General features: G+C 68.9%; 11 protein-coding genes and 1 pseudogene. 5 read left to right on the top strand and 7 right to left on the bottom strand.

Annotated elements, in window-relative coordinates; genetic code table 11:
• Window positions 1–75: 75 nt before the first annotated feature.
• The gene (locus G9373_RS32075; RefSeq protein WP_167118807.1) at window positions 76–1,230 is read right to left on the bottom strand and encodes a porin PorA family protein; all 1,155 of its coding nucleotides are present in this window, start codon (window positions 1,228–1,230) and stop codon (window positions 76–78) included.
• 220 nt (window positions 1,231–1,450) lie between these two features.
• Between G9373_RS32075 and G9373_RS32070 the strand changes: the two are divergent.
• Window positions 1,451–2,494 (top strand): annotated as a pseudogene (locus G9373_RS32070) (acyltransferase); the annotation flags it as partial.
• A gap of 23 nt (window positions 2,495–2,517) precedes the next feature.
• On the opposite strand, the gene G9373_RS32065 reads toward G9373_RS32070, so the two are convergent.
• The 4 genes from G9373_RS32065 to G9373_RS32050 form a co-directional block, all read right to left on the bottom strand.
• The gene (locus tag G9373_RS32065; RefSeq protein WP_167118800.1) at window positions 2,518–6,831 is read right to left on the bottom strand and encodes an alpha-(1->3)-arabinofuranosyltransferase; all 4,314 of its coding nucleotides are present in this window, start codon (window positions 6,829–6,831) and stop codon (window positions 2,518–2,520) included.
• Window positions 6,832–6,877: 46 nt separating this feature from the next.
• Entirely contained in the window at window positions 6,878–7,051 is a 174-nt protein-coding gene (locus G9373_RS32060; RefSeq protein WP_005258546.1) for a DUF2613 domain-containing protein, read from the bottom strand.
• A gap of 127 nt (window positions 7,052–7,178) precedes the next feature.
• Window positions 7,179–8,270, bottom strand: coding sequence for an isochorismate synthase (locus G9373_RS32055; RefSeq protein ID WP_037204330.1), 1,092 nt, complete (start codon window positions 8,268–8,270; stop codon window positions 7,179–7,181).
• A gap of 29 nt (window positions 8,271–8,299) precedes the next feature.
• Window positions 8,300–8,767 carry a universal stress protein gene (locus tag G9373_RS32050; protein ID WP_005243718.1) on the bottom strand — a complete coding sequence of 156 codons (468 nt, stop codon included), beginning with the start codon at window positions 8,765–8,767 and terminating at the stop codon, window positions 8,300–8,302.
• Window positions 8,768–8,885: 118 nt separating this feature from the next.
• Here G9373_RS32050 and G9373_RS32045 point away from each other — a divergent pair, with 118 nt between their 5' ends.
• Window positions 8,886–10,067, top strand: a complete 1,182-nt coding sequence (locus tag G9373_RS32045) for a glycoside hydrolase family 3 N-terminal domain-containing protein (RefSeq protein WP_005575010.1) — start codon at window positions 8,886–8,888, stop codon at window positions 10,065–10,067.
• Window positions 10,068–10,170: 103 nt separating this feature from the next.
• Window positions 10,171–10,770, top strand: a complete 600-nt coding sequence (locus G9373_RS32040; protein WP_005258535.1) for a TetR/AcrR family transcriptional regulator — start codon at window positions 10,171–10,173, stop codon at window positions 10,768–10,770.
• 54 nt (window positions 10,771–10,824) lie between these two features.
• Here G9373_RS32040 and G9373_RS32035 read toward each other — a convergent pair whose 3' ends face one another.
• Both G9373_RS32035 and G9373_RS32030 read right to left on the bottom strand, forming a co-directional pair.
• On the bottom strand, window positions 10,825–11,688 hold the full coding sequence (locus G9373_RS32035) for a MaoC/PaaZ C-terminal domain-containing protein (RefSeq protein WP_005258534.1): 864 nt from the start codon (window positions 11,686–11,688) through the stop codon (window positions 10,825–10,827).
• Window positions 11,688–13,034 (bottom strand): 3-oxoacyl-ACP reductase, encoded by a 1,347-nt coding sequence (locus G9373_RS32030; RefSeq protein ID WP_005258533.1) that lies wholly within the window; start codon window positions 13,032–13,034, stop codon window positions 11,688–11,690. The genes G9373_RS32035 and G9373_RS32030 overlap by 1 nt, the downstream gene beginning before the upstream one ends.
• A 130-nt stretch (window positions 13,035–13,164) precedes the next feature.
• On the opposite strand from G9373_RS32030, the gene G9373_RS32025 reads away from it, so the two are divergent.
• Together G9373_RS32025 and G9373_RS32020 are read left to right on the top strand one after the other, a co-directional pair.
• Window positions 13,165–14,499, top strand: coding sequence for an acetyl-CoA C-acetyltransferase (locus tag G9373_RS32025; RefSeq protein WP_005575008.1), 1,335 nt, complete (start codon window positions 13,165–13,167; stop codon window positions 14,497–14,499).
• 330 nt (window positions 14,500–14,829) lie between these two features.
• Window positions 14,830–17,011 (top strand): VanW family protein (locus G9373_RS32020; protein ID WP_167118797.1); only part of this gene is annotated, 2,182 nt, incomplete at its 3' end.

Genomic DNA, 17,011 nt, shown 5'->3' with positions numbered 1-17,011 from the left:
AACGACGAAGGGGACCTCGGTGCACTACCGAGGTCCCCTTCGCGACCGGACTACGTGGCGTCCGGCTGTACTGCTCTATCGCTCGTCGTACCGGCGCGGATCTTGCACGGGAATCTCTTCCGTCTTGTCCGTGGTCCAGTCGTGCTGCTCGGTGGGAGCCTCCGACTTGTCCAGGTCGACGTGGCGGCCACCGTCGCTCGGCGGATAGTCGTCGCCGGCGGTGTGCGCGGGCTGCCTGCCCTTGCCGCCGCGCAGACCCAGGACGATTCCTGCGATCAGGGCGATGACACCGAGGATGCCGGCGATGATCGGAATGGTCCGGCCGATCAGGCTGAGCTGGTCAATGCCGTCCCGGGCCTGTTCGGCCTGGCTCTCGATGGTCTCTTCGTCGAACGGCAGGGTTGCCTTCAACACGTCGACCTCAGGCTTGTCCTTGTTCCGGGCGTAGTACTGGTGAACCTGCTCCTGACCCTTGATGGCCACACCGGTCTGGGGCTCGATCCACACGTCGCGCACGTTGGTGTACCAGCGCGTCATGGTGACGGGCAGAGCGCCGCCGGGAACACCCCAGGTGTCGGCGGGAAGAGTCAACTTGTTGGTGGGGAGGTTGGCGACCTTCGAGAGATCGACGGGTTCGATGGTCTGGTTGTAGTGGTAGACCTTCAGACCGTTGATCTCCGTCTCCTCGACGAAGTTGATGTCGTTAGTGGTGCGTGCGGTCACGTCGAAGAACGGGTAGGCCTTCTTCTCCGAGTTGAACGGGAACCGGTACTGAAGTCCGTCACGCGGAACTTCCTCGGCTGGCTGGTTCGCTTGTGTCTGGATCGTGCCCACCGGATCGTTGGTCGGCATAGCCGTCTTGCGGTCGACGGTGACGCGGTCCACGAACGCGGTGAGCAATCCGGTGTCGCCCTGCTTGTCGGTGCGCCGGAGCGTCTGACCATTCTGGATGGTGACCACGTCGGCGTCCGCAGGATCCTCGGACGTGACGAAGCGCTGCGACACCAACGGAACATTCGTGTTGACTTCGGCCTTGCCTGCGAGAAGTGCCTGCGAGTTGAGAACACTGCCGTTTGCCTTGGCAATCGTGGTCGCCTCGAGATCCAAAGGCGTCTTTGCCAACTTGCTCATCCCATAGGTCGGAATGAGGATTGCGACGGCCAAGAGGAAGGCACCGAGGCCCACCAGAATGCAAGCAAGTATCCGGCTCGGCCCTGAGCGCTCCGCCATGCTTTCTCTCCTAACCCAACTCTGTCGATTGAGATTCCCCCACCGGCAGCACGGCTGCACGGATCGCATGGAGCCCACATCGACACCACGTGAGGCAAAACACTAACAGTCTCGAACGCGCATTTGCCCCATCGGATAGTAAACGCATCGGCCGTTCGCCATCGAAGTGACTCGGACGGAGTTTTCCGTCACAGCCCCGGGACCAGGCACACTGTTGGTGATGAGCACCTCGGCCACCACGCGCACGACCGCAACCCCGCGCAGCTTCATTCCCGCACTCGAGGGAATGCGCGGTCTCGCGGCGCTGGGTGTGCTCGTGACGCACGTCGCGTTCCAGACCGGTGCCACGCACGTGCCCGTCCTCGGCCGCATCTGGGGACGATTCGATCTGGCGGTGGCGGTCTTCTTCGCGCTGTCCGGATTCTTGTTGTGGCGCAGCCATGCCGGCGCGGCGCGAGGGATGGGCCCCGCCCAGGGAATCGTCCGGTACTGGATCTCGCGGGCAACGCGCATCCTGCCCGCGTACTGGGTCGCCGTGGCGGTGGTGTTGACGTTCCTGCCCACCGCGAACGCGAGTTACCGCACGTGGTGGGCGAATCTCGGACTCGTGCAGGTGTTCGTGCCCCTCACGCTCACCGACGGTCTGACCCAGATGTGGAGTCTGTCGGTGGAGGTGGCCTTCTACCTGGTGCTTCCGTTGCTGGCGTTCGCGCTGGTCGGGCTGCGGGGTCCGGCTGCGCGGCTGCGTGTTCCGGCGATTCTCGCGCTGATCGCGGTGAGCCTGACGTGGGCGTTCGTGCCGGTGTCGACGCCGGGCGGCATCCATCACGACAACTGGCTGCCGGGGTACCTGCCCTGGTTCGGAGCGGGGATGTTGCTGGCCGAACTTGCGGTGAGTCCGCCCGGACGAATGCACCGCTGGGCACATCATCGCGTCCGGATGTTTCTCGTCGCCGCTGTGGCATTCGCCCTCACCGCGACCGACCTCGCCGGCCCGGAGGGGCTGGTGCGTCCCGAACCGTGGCAGTACGCCGTCAAGATGGCGCTCGGCGCCGTCATCAGCTTCGCGCTGATGGCCCCGCTGGTGCTGTCCGACACATCCAGCCACCGCTACCTCGCGAGTCCGCTCGCTCTCGCCGTGGGCCGCTGGTCGTACGGCATCTTCATCTGGCACCTCGCGGTGCTGTCGATCGTCTTTCCGGTGTTCGGGCTCGTTCCGTTCACCGGCCACTTCGTCTACATCCTGTTCCTGACGACCGTGATGAGCGTCGCGGTCGCGTCGGCCAGCTACGCGTTGGTGGAGGAACCGGCTCGCCGCGCCGTCAAACGCTGGGAGGCGCGCGTCAGGAGCGCCGACCGTCCGAGCGGCAGCACCGCCAGCCCGGTGGCGACGAGCGCCAGCAGTAGCGGGAACTGAACGAGGAACGAGTGCCCCACGTACCCGCCGGGCGCCCGCCACGGGCCGGTGGAGAGCATCGCCATGCCGAGCATCGTCGACGCTCCGGCGACCCCCACCAGCACGCGCGCCGTGGTGGCGGTTCCGCGTAGCCGGACGAGGGTCACGGCCAGCAGCGTCACCACGACCGTCGTCATCGCGCCGACGGGACCACCGATCACGGTGGCGGCAGCGAGGATTCCCAGCCACCCGACCGTCGCGCTGCCCCAGGTCCGGGGTGCCGGGCCGGAATCGCGCTGACGTGCGCGACGCGGCCACAGCGCGGCGGCGATCAGCGGAATCAGCAGCAGCAGACCGCCGAAGATCCCGAGGCGGTACCAGTGGTCGGTGGGGAAGTCGAGGGTCACCGTCCCCTCGGTTCCCGCGGGCAGGATCCACCCCTGCTGCCAGCCGTCCACGACGATCGGTGTCAGTTCGCTGCCGTCCGGTGCGGTGGCCACCCAGCCGACGTTGGTGCTCTCGGGGACGACGACGACGCGCTCGGCGTCCGAGCGCGGCACCGTGAGTTCCCGATGGTTCTCCGTCCACGCGGTGGTCGACACCTGCTCGGTCGGAACGGCCTGGGCCTGCGGTCCGGCGTCGAGGCGGAGACTGTCGACGAAGAACGCCGACCCGGGGTCGACGGTCACGTCCTGGGATCCGGCTCCCAGCGGAACGGGGCCGGCCGTGTCACAGAGGGTCGCGGGAACCGGGTCACCGGAGAGCAATTGCCCGACAGTTGCCGTGACGCTCGTTCGAACCGGCTGCCCGCCGACCGTCACGACCGGCCCCTCCTCGCAGGGAACCGCCACCGGGCGGGCGCCGGCATCGTCGGCCGGACCCGAACCGGGCAGCAGGACGCCGTCCTCGCCCAGCACCCCGACCTCGGCGAGTCCGGCCGGCTGCAGCTGCGCGAAACCCAGCGCGTTCTGATCGAGGGTGCTCTTCCAGGACACGAGGCTGAGCACGATCCGGTCGGTCACCCGGGGTTCGACCGTGACGGTCCCGTCGTCCTCGTCCACGTCGCGCACCTGCGGTCCGTTCCCGAGGTCGACGGCGACCCGGTCGGGGGCGGCGGGCACGGCACCCAGGCTGGGGGTCAGTTGCAGGCCGGTGACCAGCGTCGGTTCGGGAAGGTCGATCGTGAGAGTCGGTTTCGCGCCCTTGCCGCTGGTGGTGTCCTGTTTCGCCGACCAGCTGGTGCGCGGATCGTTGTCGGTGGCGGCGAACGCCGACCCACGAAGGTCGGTGATGTTGCTGGTGCCGTGGGCGGACGGTGAATCCCGCTGGGTGAGAAGCTCTTCCAGCGGTGCCCCGTGCCGCGCCCGCAGCATCAGTTGCGGTGTGACCGCGGTGGGTTCGGGCACCGACAACGTTCTCTCGAACGTGCCGACCTCCTCGGGCGGCAGGACGACGGCGTTGCTGCACCGCACGCGGTCCGGGGAATCGGCGCACGAGTTGCGGCCGGGGAGTTCCTGGCTGAGATCCCAACCCGAGACGGACGCGCCGTCGGGGGTGAGAGGCAACACGGTCCGGTACCGGATCGGCACGGTGACCGGGGCGTCACGCTGGGAGAAGTCCTCGACCGACACCTCGCTGATGCCGAACTGCGTTCCCGCGGAACCGTTCTCGGTGCGGGTCGCGGTGATCCGCACCCACGGGGTGATGCCGCCGGGGACGGACACGGCGATCGGTTTGCCCGGGGCGTCCACCTTCACGGCCGTGCTGCCGTTGGGGGTCGATACCTCCATCCAGCGGACGGGGGCGCCGATCGCGGCCGGGCTGGTCGTGATGTGCAGCAGCGAACTGGTGAGCGGGGTGTCGAAGTCGATCTGGAGCCACTGGCCCAGCGCCCGCTCGATGCCGTTGCTGAACCAGCCCGTCGCCGGGTCGCCGTCGACGGTCGCGGCGGCGCTGCTGGCGGGGGAGGCGCCGCCGAGTTGCGTGGCGTCGGACGCGGCACTCGACACACTCAGCGTCGCGCCCTCCCACTGCCCCTCCACCAGCGGGGTATCCGCCACCGGATAGTCGGGAACGAGATTGAACGTGCGGCGCGCGTCGTCCGGCGTGCGCAGTGCCGAACTGTGGTTGTCGACCTGGCCGTAGTCGGTTTCGCGGTTCCGGGGCGTGTCCGTGACGGTGACGTCGTCGACCGGCAGTCCGGCGCGCTTCGCGTCCGCGGTCAGTAGTACCGGTCCGGCTCCGGGCAGGGCGCCGTTCTCCCGCAGGCGTTGCAGCGATTCCGGACCGCCCTGCACCCGGGGGACGCCGTCGAGGTTCGCGGTGTACGGCCCGCTCGTCGTCGGCGAACCGTCCGGCATCGACACCTCGAAGATCTCGATCGCCGGGTATCGGGGCCGCAGGTCGCTGTCGATCACCAGGCCTTCGACGTCGCCGGGGCCGATGTCCTCACCGAATTCCGCGACCTGGGTGAATCCGGGCGAGCCGGTGACGGCCTGGTGCGCGAGCAGCGGGCGCGTCGACCGCGACGTCTCGGGGTCGAGGTCGTTGCGGAGGACGAGGTAGTGGATGCCCTGGCCGAGCAGGGTCTGCGCCATGCCGTCCGAGGGGCGGCCGTCCGTGATCAGCCGCTGGATCGAGTCCATCGCGCGGATGGTGCCGGGCGGGGTGAGCGGGACGGCGTCGCGGGACGCCCACGGCGTGGACGCCAGCGCCTGCATCGGCTCGTCGCGGGTGAGACCCCAGAGTTGACTGCCGAACGGTGCACCGGGCACCACGAGAGCCCGCTCCGCATCGGAACCGTCGGGGCTCGTGCCCCCGGCGTTGTCCTCCAGCCACGAGGCGGCCTGCTGCCAGTAGCCGGGGACCTCGGAATACGTGCCCCGCGGTGCGAGCTTGCCCGTCCACGCCAGCGACGTCGCCAGAGTGAGGGCGACCAGCACCAGGCTCGTCACCGCGACCATCGGTTCGCGCTCGGGGTGCGCGAACGCGCTGCGCCACCGGGCCACCGGCACGGACCCGGGCAGCGGCACCTTCGCCAGCAGGTGCGCCAGCCCGAGCACGAGGGGCAGTCGGACGAGCGGCTCGAGTTTGTGCACGTTCCGGAGGGGCGCCCCGGTGGAGTCGAGGAACAGTCGCACCTGCTCGGCGAACGGGGAGCCCAGTTCGCCGATGTACCCGGCCGCGAGTCCGGCGACACCGACGAACAGGATCAGGGTGAGGCGACCGCGGGCCGGCATCGACCGCATGCACAGTCCGGCGAGACCCGCGGCGGCGATCAGACCGGTCGCCGCGACCGCGGCGGGCTGGGTGACGAGGACCGCGCCGGCGATCCGCTCGGGGGAGACGAACGGCGTCCAGCTGTCGGTGCCGCGGAGAATCTCGGCGAGGGACGTCCACTGCGTGGTCACCCCGGACGACTCGATGTAGTCGAGGAACGGCGGGCTCACCTTGCCGAGCAACAGCAGCGGCACGATCCACCACAACGTGGCCAGTGCCAGGAACGGGAACCACCACGCGGTGAACACCCACCACCGACGGTTGGGCCGGTGCGAGATCCACCACAGAGCTGCGACGAGGCACGCGGCCACGGTCGCGACGGCGTTCACCGCGCCCATCAACGCGACGGCGAGCGCCGACTGGGCCGCCAACCGTGCAGGTGAGTGCCATCGCGTGTCCCGGGACGCTTTGTCACTCACATGGGAGAGGGCGACGACCACGGGCAGAAGGACCCACGGCGCCAGCATCATCGGCAGGGTTTCCGACGAGATCGAACCGAGGGTGGTGAGGACACGGGGGGAGAACGCGAACGCGACACCGGCGATGATCCGGGACGAGCGGCTGCCGACACCGAGTGCTTCGGCAAGACGGACGATGCCCCAGAATCCGGCGACGAGCAGCAGGGCCCACCAGACCCGCTGGGTGATCCACGGCGGGACGCTCAGGACGTCGCCGAGCGCGAAGAACGCGCCGTGCGGAAAGAAGTAACCGTAGGCCTGGTTCTGCACCTGGCCCATGGGGGCCTGGCTGCTCCACTGATGCGCGGCCCGTTCCAGGAATCCGATCGGATTCTGGGACAGGTCGTACTTGGTGTCAGCGGCGAGCCGGCCGGGGGTTTGGAGAAATGCGAGAAGAAACGCTACGACAGAGGCGCCGAACAGCCACCGCCGTGACAGAGGCTCCGCCGAGGGCGCCATGGACGACATGGCCGCCGACTCGGGGGAAGTGCGGGAACTTGTTGAGCCGGCGCTCTCAGCGGCTGCCGTACTCAACCTGGTTCAGGAGCGAGGAATCCGCGTTGCCGCTGCGGTCGATCTCGGGACGCGTGTTGTCCTGTGCGGCTGCAGTGATGCCGAGCGTCGCCACGGTGCCGAGAGCGACACCGACCACGGCGCTGACCACACCGGGCACAAGGAACTTCCCCATCAGACATCTCCCACCGTCGTGCCATCGACGCACACGGCTACTCCCGCGTACGAATTGCTCGGGTCAAGGTATCACCCGTGGGCCGCCGAACTGCTGATTGGTGCTCGTGGGCCACCGTTTCTGCAGTTCACGGGCTCTGCTGCACTCCGAGCGCCCGAAGCAGCGTGCGCAGTTTGGTGGTCGTCTCGTCGAGTTCGGACTCCGGGTCGGACTCGGCCACGATGCCCCCGCCCGCCGTCGCCAGTGCCTCGAGTCCGTCCGCGGCGATCTCGGCGCACCTGATGGCCACCACCCAGTCGCCGTCGCCGTCGCCGCCGCACCACCCGACGGCGCCGCCGTAGAACCGCCGATCCTCCTCGACGTCCCGGATGGTCGCGAGAGCGAGGTCGGTGGGGGTGCCGCACACCGCGGGGGTCGGGTGCAGCGCGGTGGCCAAGCTCAACGCGCTGGTCGACGGGTCGCGCAGCACGCCTTCGATGGGGGTCGCGAGATGCCACACCTCGTGCGTGCTCGTCAGTACCGGGGAGTCCGGGATGGTCAGCTCGGTGCAGAGCGGCGCCAGGACCTCCCTGATCCAGGCCGTGACGAACGCGTGCTCGGCCAAGTTCTTCGTGGACTCCAGGAGTCCGCGACCTTCCTTCTCGTCGGCCTCCGGATCGGTGCGCCGCGGCGCGGTTCCGGCGAGGGGACGGCAGGTGACGCGTCGCCCGCGCCGGCTGAGCAGCACCTCGGGGCTGGCGCCGACGAGACTGCGTCCGCGGAAGCTCTCGCCGGCCGCGGAGAGGTCGACGGCGAACCCGTTGGCGGTGGGATTCTGGTGAATCATTCTCGCGGCCAACGCTTCTGCGGAGATGGGGGTGTCTGCGCGGAGGGTGACGCTGCGTGCGGCCACCACCTTGCCGAGGGTGCCCTCGCGCAGGCGGTCGACGAGTGATCGCACCCGGGCCACGTGCTCGGCGGGGTCGGGGACCTCCCGCGTGAGGTGTACGGAGGGAAGGTCGGGAACGGTGCCGGGGCGCCACGGGCCGTCCGTGAACTCCCACGATTCCGGGGCGGTCAGCGCGGCGGGACGTTCGGGATCGAACGGCAGCGCTCCGACGATCAGCTCGGTGTCACCGTTCGCGAGGGCCGCGACAGCGGCTGCCGCGGTGTCGTGCCCGTGCCGCGCACCGGACGTGCGCAGCGTCCGGTCGGCGCGGGAGAGAAGGAAGCCGTCCATGGTCACCCGACAGTAGTCGGGCGGCCGGACTACTTCCCGGGAGGCACGATCAGCACCGGGCGGTGGCTGTGGCGCAACACGTGGTCGGCGACGCTGCTCTGCAGCAACGACCGCAGACCGGTGGTGCCGCGGGTGCCGGTGACGATGATGTCGACCGCGAGTTCGTCGGACGTCTCGACGATGGCCGTCCAGATCGTGCTGGTGCACTCGATGCAGCGGCCCTCGGTGGCGAGCCCGGCGGCCTCGGCGAGTTGGACGCCCTCTTCGTTGGTCACCTTGGCGTCGGAGAACGCGACGTCCTCGGTCTCCTCGTCGGGCACCCACTCGGGTTGCATCACACCGGACAGGCCCGACATACGCGCGGCCTGGCGGACCATCGGCTCCCACACCGTCACCAGCACAGCGCGATTGGAGGCGAGGAAGCGACCTGCGCACTCCACGGCACGCTTGGCGTTGTCGGATCCGTCGTAGGCGATCAACATCAAACCACCGGGCACTACGACCTCCTGAGTACGGGCTTCCTCTGTGTCCAGATTACCAAGACGGGCGGCAGCGGTCGCCGATTCGGGGCCTACCAGGGGGGTGCCGGTGGCGAATTGGGCTACCGTCGAACCCATGCGGATCAAGTATGCACTCGCGCTCGCTGCCTGTACCGGCCTCGTCGCCGGATGTTCGTCGGGTGGTGGCGAGACGGTCGCGGAATCGTCGTCGGCGACAGCGACGCCGTCGCCGTCCTCCGTCGAGCCGGCGTCGCACACCGGCACCGCAGCGCCCGCCGCCGCACCGGCGTCGTGCGAGACGGAGTTCCTGCAGTCGTTGCCGTTGCGGCGCAAGCTTGCTCAGCTGCTGAACGTGGGAGTGACCGGCACCGCGGATGCGGCTCAGGTGGTCCGGGACGAGCAGATCGGCGGGATCTTCGTCGGGAGCTGGACCGACGAGGCCATGCTCGCGAACCGTGAGATTCCCCAGGTGGCGTCGGCGTCGTCGCTGCCCCTGATGGTGACGATCGACGAGGAGGGTGGACGCGTGTCGCGCGTCGAGAACCTGCTCGGAGCCGATCCGTCCGCCCGGCAGACCGCAGCCACGATGACGGAGGAGCAGACGTACCAGATGGCGCTCGAGCGCGGTCGCGGACTGAAGGACCTCGGTGTCACCGTGAACTTCGCCCCCGACGTGGACGTGAGCAGCCAGCCCGACGACAGCGTCATCGGCGACCGCTCCTACTCCGACGATCCCGCCGTGGTCACCCGCTACGCCGACGCGTACGCGCGCGGGATGCGGGACGCGGGAATCCTGCCCGTCATCAAGCACTTCCCCGGCCACGGATCGGCGTCCGGCGACTCGCACACCGGGGCCGTCACCACCCCGCCGCTCGAGCAGTTGCAGACGAAGGACCTCGTCCCGTTCCGGAACCTGGTGTCCACGGGTGTCGGCGTCATGCTCGGCCACCTCGAGGTGCCGGGTCTGACCGCCCCCGGGGTCCCTGCCAGCATCAGTCCCGACGCCGTGGCGCTGCTGCGCGGCGGCACCGGATACGGCGCGCCGCCGTTCACCGGCCCGATCTTCACCGACGACCTCAGCGGCATGCAGGCGATCACCGACCGCTACGACATCACGGTCGCCGTCGAGACCGCGCTGGAATCCGGTGTCGACGTCGCCCTGTGGCTCACCACCGACGACGTCCCGCGGGTCCTCGATCACCTCGAAAGCGTTGTGGCCTCGGGCAAGCTGCCGCAGCAGCGTGTCGACGAGGCGGTCCTGACCGTGGCGCGCGCCAAGGGCGTGCTGGCCTGCTAGTGCCCCGGTCCGCGACAGGGTGCTGGTATTCTTCTCGTCCGCCGGTCGGGCCCGCTTTATTACCGTAGAGTAAGATAGCGGGTTCGACGATGATGGAGGACGAATGGCCGGCGGCACCAAGCGACTGCCGCGCGCAGTGCGCGAGCAGCAGATGCTCGACGCTGCTGTCGACGTCTTCTCCGACAGAGGTTTTCACGAAACGTCCATGGACGCGATCGCGTCCAAGGCGGAAATTTCGAAGCCGATGCTGTACCTGTACTACGGCTCGAAGGACGAACTGTTCGCGGCATGCATCCAGCGGGAGGGTCTGCGCTTCGTCGAGGCACTCGCTCCGGCGGGCGATCCGGGGCTGAGCCCGCGCGAACAGCTGCGCCGGGCCCTCGAAGGGTTTCTCGGGTTCGTGGGCAAGCACCGCAAGTCGTGGATGGTGCTGTATCGCCAGGCGATGGGGCAGCAGGCGTTCGTGGGGTCGGTGCAATCGAGCCGCGACCGGCTGATCGAGCTGACCGCGCACCTGCTCGAGTCCAGCACCAAGGATCCCGAGCCGGGGCAGGATTTCGAACTGATCGCCATCGCCCTGGTCGGTGCGGGCGAGGCCGTGGCCGACCGCGTCGCCGGCGGCGAGATCGAGGTCGACGCCGCCGCAGACCTGCTGGAATCCCTGGCGTGGCGCGGCCTCGCGGGTAAGAAGAAGCCGGAGTGAATGTACCTTTCGACGCCTTGGCGGCGTCGAAAGGTACATTCGCCCGGGCAGCAGCTACCGCAGCGTCGCGGTGAGGTGCGGGTATCCCTTCTTCGGGTGCTTGATCGACAGATCCCAGCCGTCGCCGGTCTGATCGGCGTACACGTTCAGCGTGGACGGCAGCAGGATCGGCTTGCCGAAGCGCACGCTGTACGTGACGGCGTCCGGGATCCGGCCCTCCACCGACCCGAGGACGGCGGCCGCACTCCACATGCCGTGCGCGATGGTCTTCGGGAATCCGAAAGCCTTGGCGCCCAACGTCGACACGTGAATCGGGTTCCGGTCACCGGACACCGCGGCGTATTTGCCGATCGTCTTCTGATCGACCCGCAGCGTCCGCAGCGGACGCGGCGGCTCCTCCTCGGCCTTCGGCTCGGGGCCGGGCTGACCGGACAGCGACGTCTTCTGCTGACGCAGGAACGTCGACGTCTGCTTCCACACCAGTTCGCGTCCGACCCGGATCTCGCTGATCACGTCGATCAGGAGTCCCTTGCGGTGCTCACGCAGATTCTCCGCGTGCACCGACACGTCCAGGGGCTCGATCACCGAGATGGGACGGAACTGTTCGATGACGTTCTCCGCGTGCACGGAACCGATGGCGGGGAAGGGGAAGCCTTCGGACACCATCAGCTTCATCACGACCGGGAACACCAGCGTGAACGGGTACGTGAGCGGCAGGTGGTCGCCGAAACGCAGGCCGGTCACCCGGTCGTACGCCGCCAGGTTGTCGGGGTCCACGCGGACGCCGTTCAGGACCAGCGTCGTGTCCGGGGCACTGTGCCCGCTCGCGCCGATGACCGGCAGTGCACTGCGCACGGCCCGGGCGTAGATGTCGAGCGTGCCCGGCTTCTCCGTGAGTTGCACGACCTTGCCGGACATCAGGCGCCCAGCAGGCTCTGGCCGCAGACGCGGACGATCTGTCCGGTGACGGCGTTGGACGCGGGGCTCGCGAAGTAGGCGACGGTCTCGGCGACGTCGACGGTCTCGCCGCCCTGCAGCAGGGAGCTCATGCGACGTCCGGCCTCGCGGGTGGCGAACGGAATCGCCGCGGTCATCGCCGTCTCGATGAAGCCCGGTGCGACGGCGTTGATCGTGATCTTCTTCGTCGCGAGCACCGGCGCCGAGGCCTGCACGAGGCCGATCACACCGGCCTTGGAGGTGCCGTAGTTGGTCTGGCCCCGGTTGCCCGCGATGCCGGCGATGGAGGAGACGTCGATGACGCGGCCGCCTTCCTTCAGTGCACCCTTGGCGACGAGGACGTCGGTGATGCGCTGCGGCGCAAGAAGGTTGACGCCAATCACCATGTTCCAGCGACCTTCGTCCATGTTGGCGAGGGTCTTGTCGCGGGTGATGCCGGCGTTGTGGACGATGATGTCCGCGCCGCCGTGCCGTTCGAGGACGAACTCGGCGAGCTTGTCTGCCGCGTCGTCCGCGGTCACGTCCAGCGCGAGGGAGGTGCCGCCGACCTTGTTGGCGGTCTCCGACAGTGCCTCACCGGCGGCCGGGATGTCGGCGCAGATGACGTGCGCGCCGTCGCGGGAGAGGACCTCGGCGATGGTCGCGCCGATGCCGCGGGCCGCACCGGTGACGATGGCGACCTTCCCGTCGAGCGGCTTGTCCCAGTCGGCGGGTGCGACGGAATCCTCGGCGCCGACCCGGATGACCTGGCCGCTGACGAACGCGGACTTGGCCGACAGCAGGAAACGCAGCGTGGATTCGAGACCCGACAGTCCTGCGGAAGCCTTCGGCGAGACGTAGACGAGCTGAGCCGTGGCGCCGCGCTTGACCTCCTTGCCGACGCTGCGGGTGAAGCCCTCGAGCGCGCGCTGGGCGATGTGCTCGTCGACGCTGGACGTCTCCTCGGGGGTGGTGCCGATGACGACGACGCGCGCGGACGGCGCGAGGTTGCGGACGACCGGCTGGAAGAATTCGAAAAGCTGCTCGAGGTCGGTGACCGAACCGATGCCTGTGGCGTCGAACACCAAAGCGCCGTACGTGTCGTCGCCCGTTCCCGCGGCGGGGTAGTCGGACAGCAGTTCGCGCAACGGTTCGACGAGGCGGCCCTTGCCGCCGATCAGGACCGGACCGGCGAGCGGCGGTTCGCCGTGCTTGTATCGCCGCAGGTTCTCCGGTCGCGGCAGTCCCGCTTTCGCGGCGATGAACGCGCCGGGTGCGGATGAGAGGAACTGGGAATAGAGGTCGGGAGCTCCCTTGCTGGCTGCCACGGTCCTACCTTCTGTCGTCGTTTGGCGGTCAGTCACCGAGCACCGAGTGAAGTGCGGTGTCGACAAGTAACTTACTCCTGAGTAAGAATAGTAGCCAACAGGTAATCGCACCAGATCCTTGGAGACGTCAGTGACCAGCAAAGCTCGCACCAATTCGAACTCCGCAGCGGCGCCGAAGCCAGGCGGAAAGCAGCAGCGTCCCGTCGCGATCGTCGGCGGAAACCGCATCCCGTTCGCCCGCTCCGACCGGAAGTACGCGCAGGCGTCCAACCAGGACATGTTCACCGCCACCCTCGACGGTCTCGTGAGCCGCTTCAACCTCCAGGGCGAGAAGCTGGGCCTCGTCGCAGGCGGCGCCGTGCTCAAGCACAGCCGCGACTTCAACCTGATGCGCGAATGCGTCCTCGGCAGCGCCCTCAGCCCGTACACGCCGGCCTTCGACCTGCAGCAGGCCTGCGGCACCGGACTGCAGTCGATCGTCGCCGTCGGTGACGCGATCGCGGCCGGCCGCATCGATGCGGGTGTCGGCGGCGGCGTCGACACCACGTCGGACGCGCCGATCGGCGTCAACGACGAACTCCGCGAGTTCCTGCTGTCCCTGAACCGCGCGAAGAGCACCGGCGACCGCATCAAGCTCCTCGGCAACGTCCGCCCGTCCATGCTCGGCATCGAGATCCCCCGCAACGGCGAACCCCGCACCGGGCTGTCCATGGGCGAGCACGCCGCCATCACGGCCAAGGAATTCGGCGTCCGCCGCGAGGACCAGGACGCACTCGCCGCCGCCAGCCACCAGAACATGGCCGCCGCCTACGACCGCGGATTCTTCGACGACCTGGTGACGCCGTTCCTCGGGCTCACCCGCGATGACAACCTGCGGCCCGACTCCAGCGCCGAGAAGCTGGCCAAGCTGAAGCCGGTCTTCGGGGTGAAGGCGGGCGACGCCACGATGACGGCGGGTAACTCCACCCCGCTCACCGACGGCGCGTCAGCGGTTCTGCTGTCCACCGACGAATGGGCCGCCGAGCGCAAGCTTCCGGTGCTCGCGCATCTCGTCGACTCCGAGACCGCGGCCGTCGACTACATCCACGGCAAGGACGGGCTCCTGATGGCGCCGACGTACGCCATCCCGCGCCTGCTGGCCCGCAACGGCCTCACCCTGCAGGATTTCGACTACTACGAGATCCACGAGGCGTTCGCGTCCGTCGTGCTGGCGACGCTGCAGGCGTTCGAATCGGACGAGTACTGCAAGGAACGCCTGGGCCTCGACGGCGCACTGGGGTCCATCGACCGCAGCAAGCTGAACGTCAACGGGTCCTCGCTGGCGGCGGGGCACCCGTTCGCCGCGACCGGCGGACGCATCGTCGCCTCGCTCGCCAAGATGCTGGCGGAGAAGGGCTCGGGCCGCGGCCTGATCTCGATTTGCGCCGCCGGCGGCCAGGGTGTGACGGCAATCATAGAGGCGTGATCCGACTGGCCTTTCCGGTAGCTGGGAGACCGGAAAGGCCAGCGTGCGCGCAGTGCGAGCGGGGATCCGGCAACGAGGGGTGGCCGGATCCCCGAATTCTTTTCCAACAGGTGTAACGCTGGAGATTAGCTGGCGATATCCCTGTCAGCCCCGTGTTGCTGCCTGACCCCCGACCTGGCAGCAGCGCGGGGCTCTTGCATTTCCGGCGGCCGGTACGCTGACGTGGGGGTCTCGACCGGGCCTCGCTCGGATCGGATCGCGCTTGAAATGCAACGAGCACCGACGGCAAGCTGAGGCCCGCACGAAGGACAACTCGGTGAGAGGGCCACGGTGAACGACGAAGACGGCGACAAGGGGAGCACGGCACCCGAACGGTCGACGCCGGACCCTTCCGCGACGCCCGAGAGTGTCGAACCCGAGAATGTGGCCGACCCGCCCGCTCCGGAACCGGACGAGATCTCGGAACCCGAAAACGCTCCGGCTCCCGAGGACGCTCCGGCTCCCGAGGATTCGGCGGAACAGCCGAGTGCCGACGACGCCCCGACGACGCAGCTGAACCTCGGTGACCTGGGGGAACGCTCCGAGGAGCAGGCTCCCGACGCGCCGTTGTGGGTGGAGCCGCCGGCGAACGAGGACGTCACTCAGGTGATCCCCGCGATTCCGCCGGGTCCCGTTCCCGGGCCGACGCCGGCGTACACCACACCGGCCGACGATCCGACCGTGGTGGCGCCCACCGCCGCGGCGCAGGTCCCACCGCAGCCGGCACCGGAACCTTCCGCGCCCGCCGAGCCCTCCGCAGAACCGACCACCCCGGCCCGCGCGCCCTGGGTGAAGATCGCAGCAGTCACCGGCGGTGTGATCGCCCTGATCGGCATCGCGTACGCCGCGGACCTCGCGGTGTCCTCCGGGAAGGTCCCGCGCGGGGTGACCGTGGCAGGCGTCGACGTGGGCGGTTCGTCCCGCGAGGAGGCCGAGGCCATTCTGCAGGCGCAGGTGGGCCCGCGCGCCGACCAACCGCTGACGGTGACGGCCGGCGACGTGTCGACGCAACTCGTTCCGTCCGCCGCCGGGCTCGGGGTCGACTGGGAGGCCACCCTCGACCGGGCCGATTCGCAGCCGCTCAACCCGTTCACGAGGCTCACGTCGTTCTTCACCACCGACGAGATCGGTGTGGTGTCGACCCGCGACGAGGCCGCGCTGGCGTCCGCCGTCGACGGCCTCCGCAGTGAGACCGATCGCGCGTCCCGCGAGGGGACCGTCGTGTTCGAGGGGCCGACCCCGGTTCCGGTCGACCCGTCGACCGGGCAGAACCTGAACGGCGAGGGCGCCGAGGCGGCGTTGACCGAGGAATGGGCGTTCGGCCGGACGGTGGACCTGCCCGTCGACGTCGTGCCCGTGACGGTGACGAAGGAAGGCGTCCAGAGGGCGCTCGACGAGGTGGCGGCGCCCGCTGCCTCCGCCGATCTGGTGGTAACCGGACGCGACGGCAAGGTCGCGACCGCGGCGCGTCAGCAGATCGGTGCCATCGTCGGCTTCGAACCGGACGGCAACGGCGGGCTGAAGCCCACCTACAACATCGAGGCTGCCACGGGCATCCTGGCCCCGCAGCTGGTCTCGACGGAGATCGCACCGAAGGACGCGACGATCACGCTCGACGGCGGATCACCCACCGTCGTCCCCGCGGTCGTCGGCGACCTGGTGCAGTGGCCCAAGACGCTGGAGACACTGCCCGAGTTGTTGCGCGGCAACGGTTCTCACACCACCGCCGCGGTGTACGGACCCGTCCCGCCCGCCCTCACCACGGAGGCCGCGCAGGCGCTCGGCGTGAAGGAAGTGATTGGCGAGTTCACGACCGGCGGCTTCTCTGCCGCGTCGGGTACCAACATCCGGCTCGCCGCCAGTGAGATCAACGGGGCGCTGATCAAGCCGGGCGACACGTTCTCCCTCAACGGGTACACGGGCCCGCGCGGCACGGCTCAGGGCTATGTGGAGTCGGGCATCATCAACAACGGTCGCCCGGACACCGCCGTCGGTGGCGGTGTGAGCCAGGTGGCGACGACGCTCTACAACGCCGCATATTTCGCGGGCATGGAGGACGTCGCGCACACCGAGCACTCGTACTACATCTCGCGTTACCCCGAGGCGCGCGAGGCCACCGTCTTCGAAGGCGCCATCGACCTGCAGTTCCGGAACACCGGCAAGACGGGTGTGATGATCCAGGCCATCGGCGGCGCCTCGGATCTGACCATCCGGTTCTGGGGAACCAAGTCGGTCGACGTCGAGTCGATCACCGGCAACCGGACCAAGCCGACGGAGCCCGACACGGTCACCCTGCCCGCCGGCGATCACTGCATCGCCTCCAGCGGCGCACCGGGATTCACCGCCAGCGACACCCGGGTGATCTCCGACCACGCCACCGGCCAGGAAATCTCCCGGAACACCAGGACCGTCCGGTACGACCCCGTCCCGATCGTCAAGTGCGAGGCACCCGCCCCCGCACCCAAACCCGACG

The sequence above is a fragment of the Rhodococcus sp. A14 genome, from assembly GCF_011603105.1.
GTDB lineage: Bacteria > Actinomycetota > Actinomycetes > Mycobacteriales > Mycobacteriaceae > Rhodococcus_F > Rhodococcus_F opacus.
Note: the sequence above shows the minus strand (reverse complement) of the source record. Positions and strands in the feature narration are given on the sequence as shown.

Bases quoted from the DNA above. Each gene is read 5' to 3' on its own strand.
- G9373_RS32075 (WP_167118807.1), bottom strand. From the start codon at position 1,230: ATGGCGGAGCGCTCAGGGCCGAGCCGGATACTTGCTTGCATTCTGGTG.
- G9373_RS32065 (WP_167118800.1), bottom strand. From the start codon at position 6,831: ATGTCGTCCATGGCGCCCTCGGCGGAGCCTCTGTCACGGCGGTGGCTG.
- G9373_RS32060 (WP_005258546.1), bottom strand. From the start codon at position 7,051: ATGGGGAAGTTCCTTGTGCCCGGTGTGGTCAGCGCCGTGGTCGGTGTC.
- G9373_RS32055 (WP_037204330.1), bottom strand. From the start codon at position 8,270: ATGGACGGCTTCCTTCTCTCCCGCGCCGACCGGACGCTGCGCACGTCC.
- G9373_RS32045 (WP_005575010.1), top strand. From the start codon at position 8,886: ATGCGGATCAAGTATGCACTCGCGCTCGCTGCCTGTACCGGCCTCGTC.
- G9373_RS32040 (WP_005258535.1), top strand. From the start codon at position 10,171: ATGGCCGGCGGCACCAAGCGACTGCCGCGCGCAGTGCGCGAGCAGCAG.
- G9373_RS32035 (WP_005258534.1), bottom strand. From the start codon at position 11,688: ATGTCCGGCAAGGTCGTGCAACTCACGGAGAAGCCGGGCACGCTCGAC.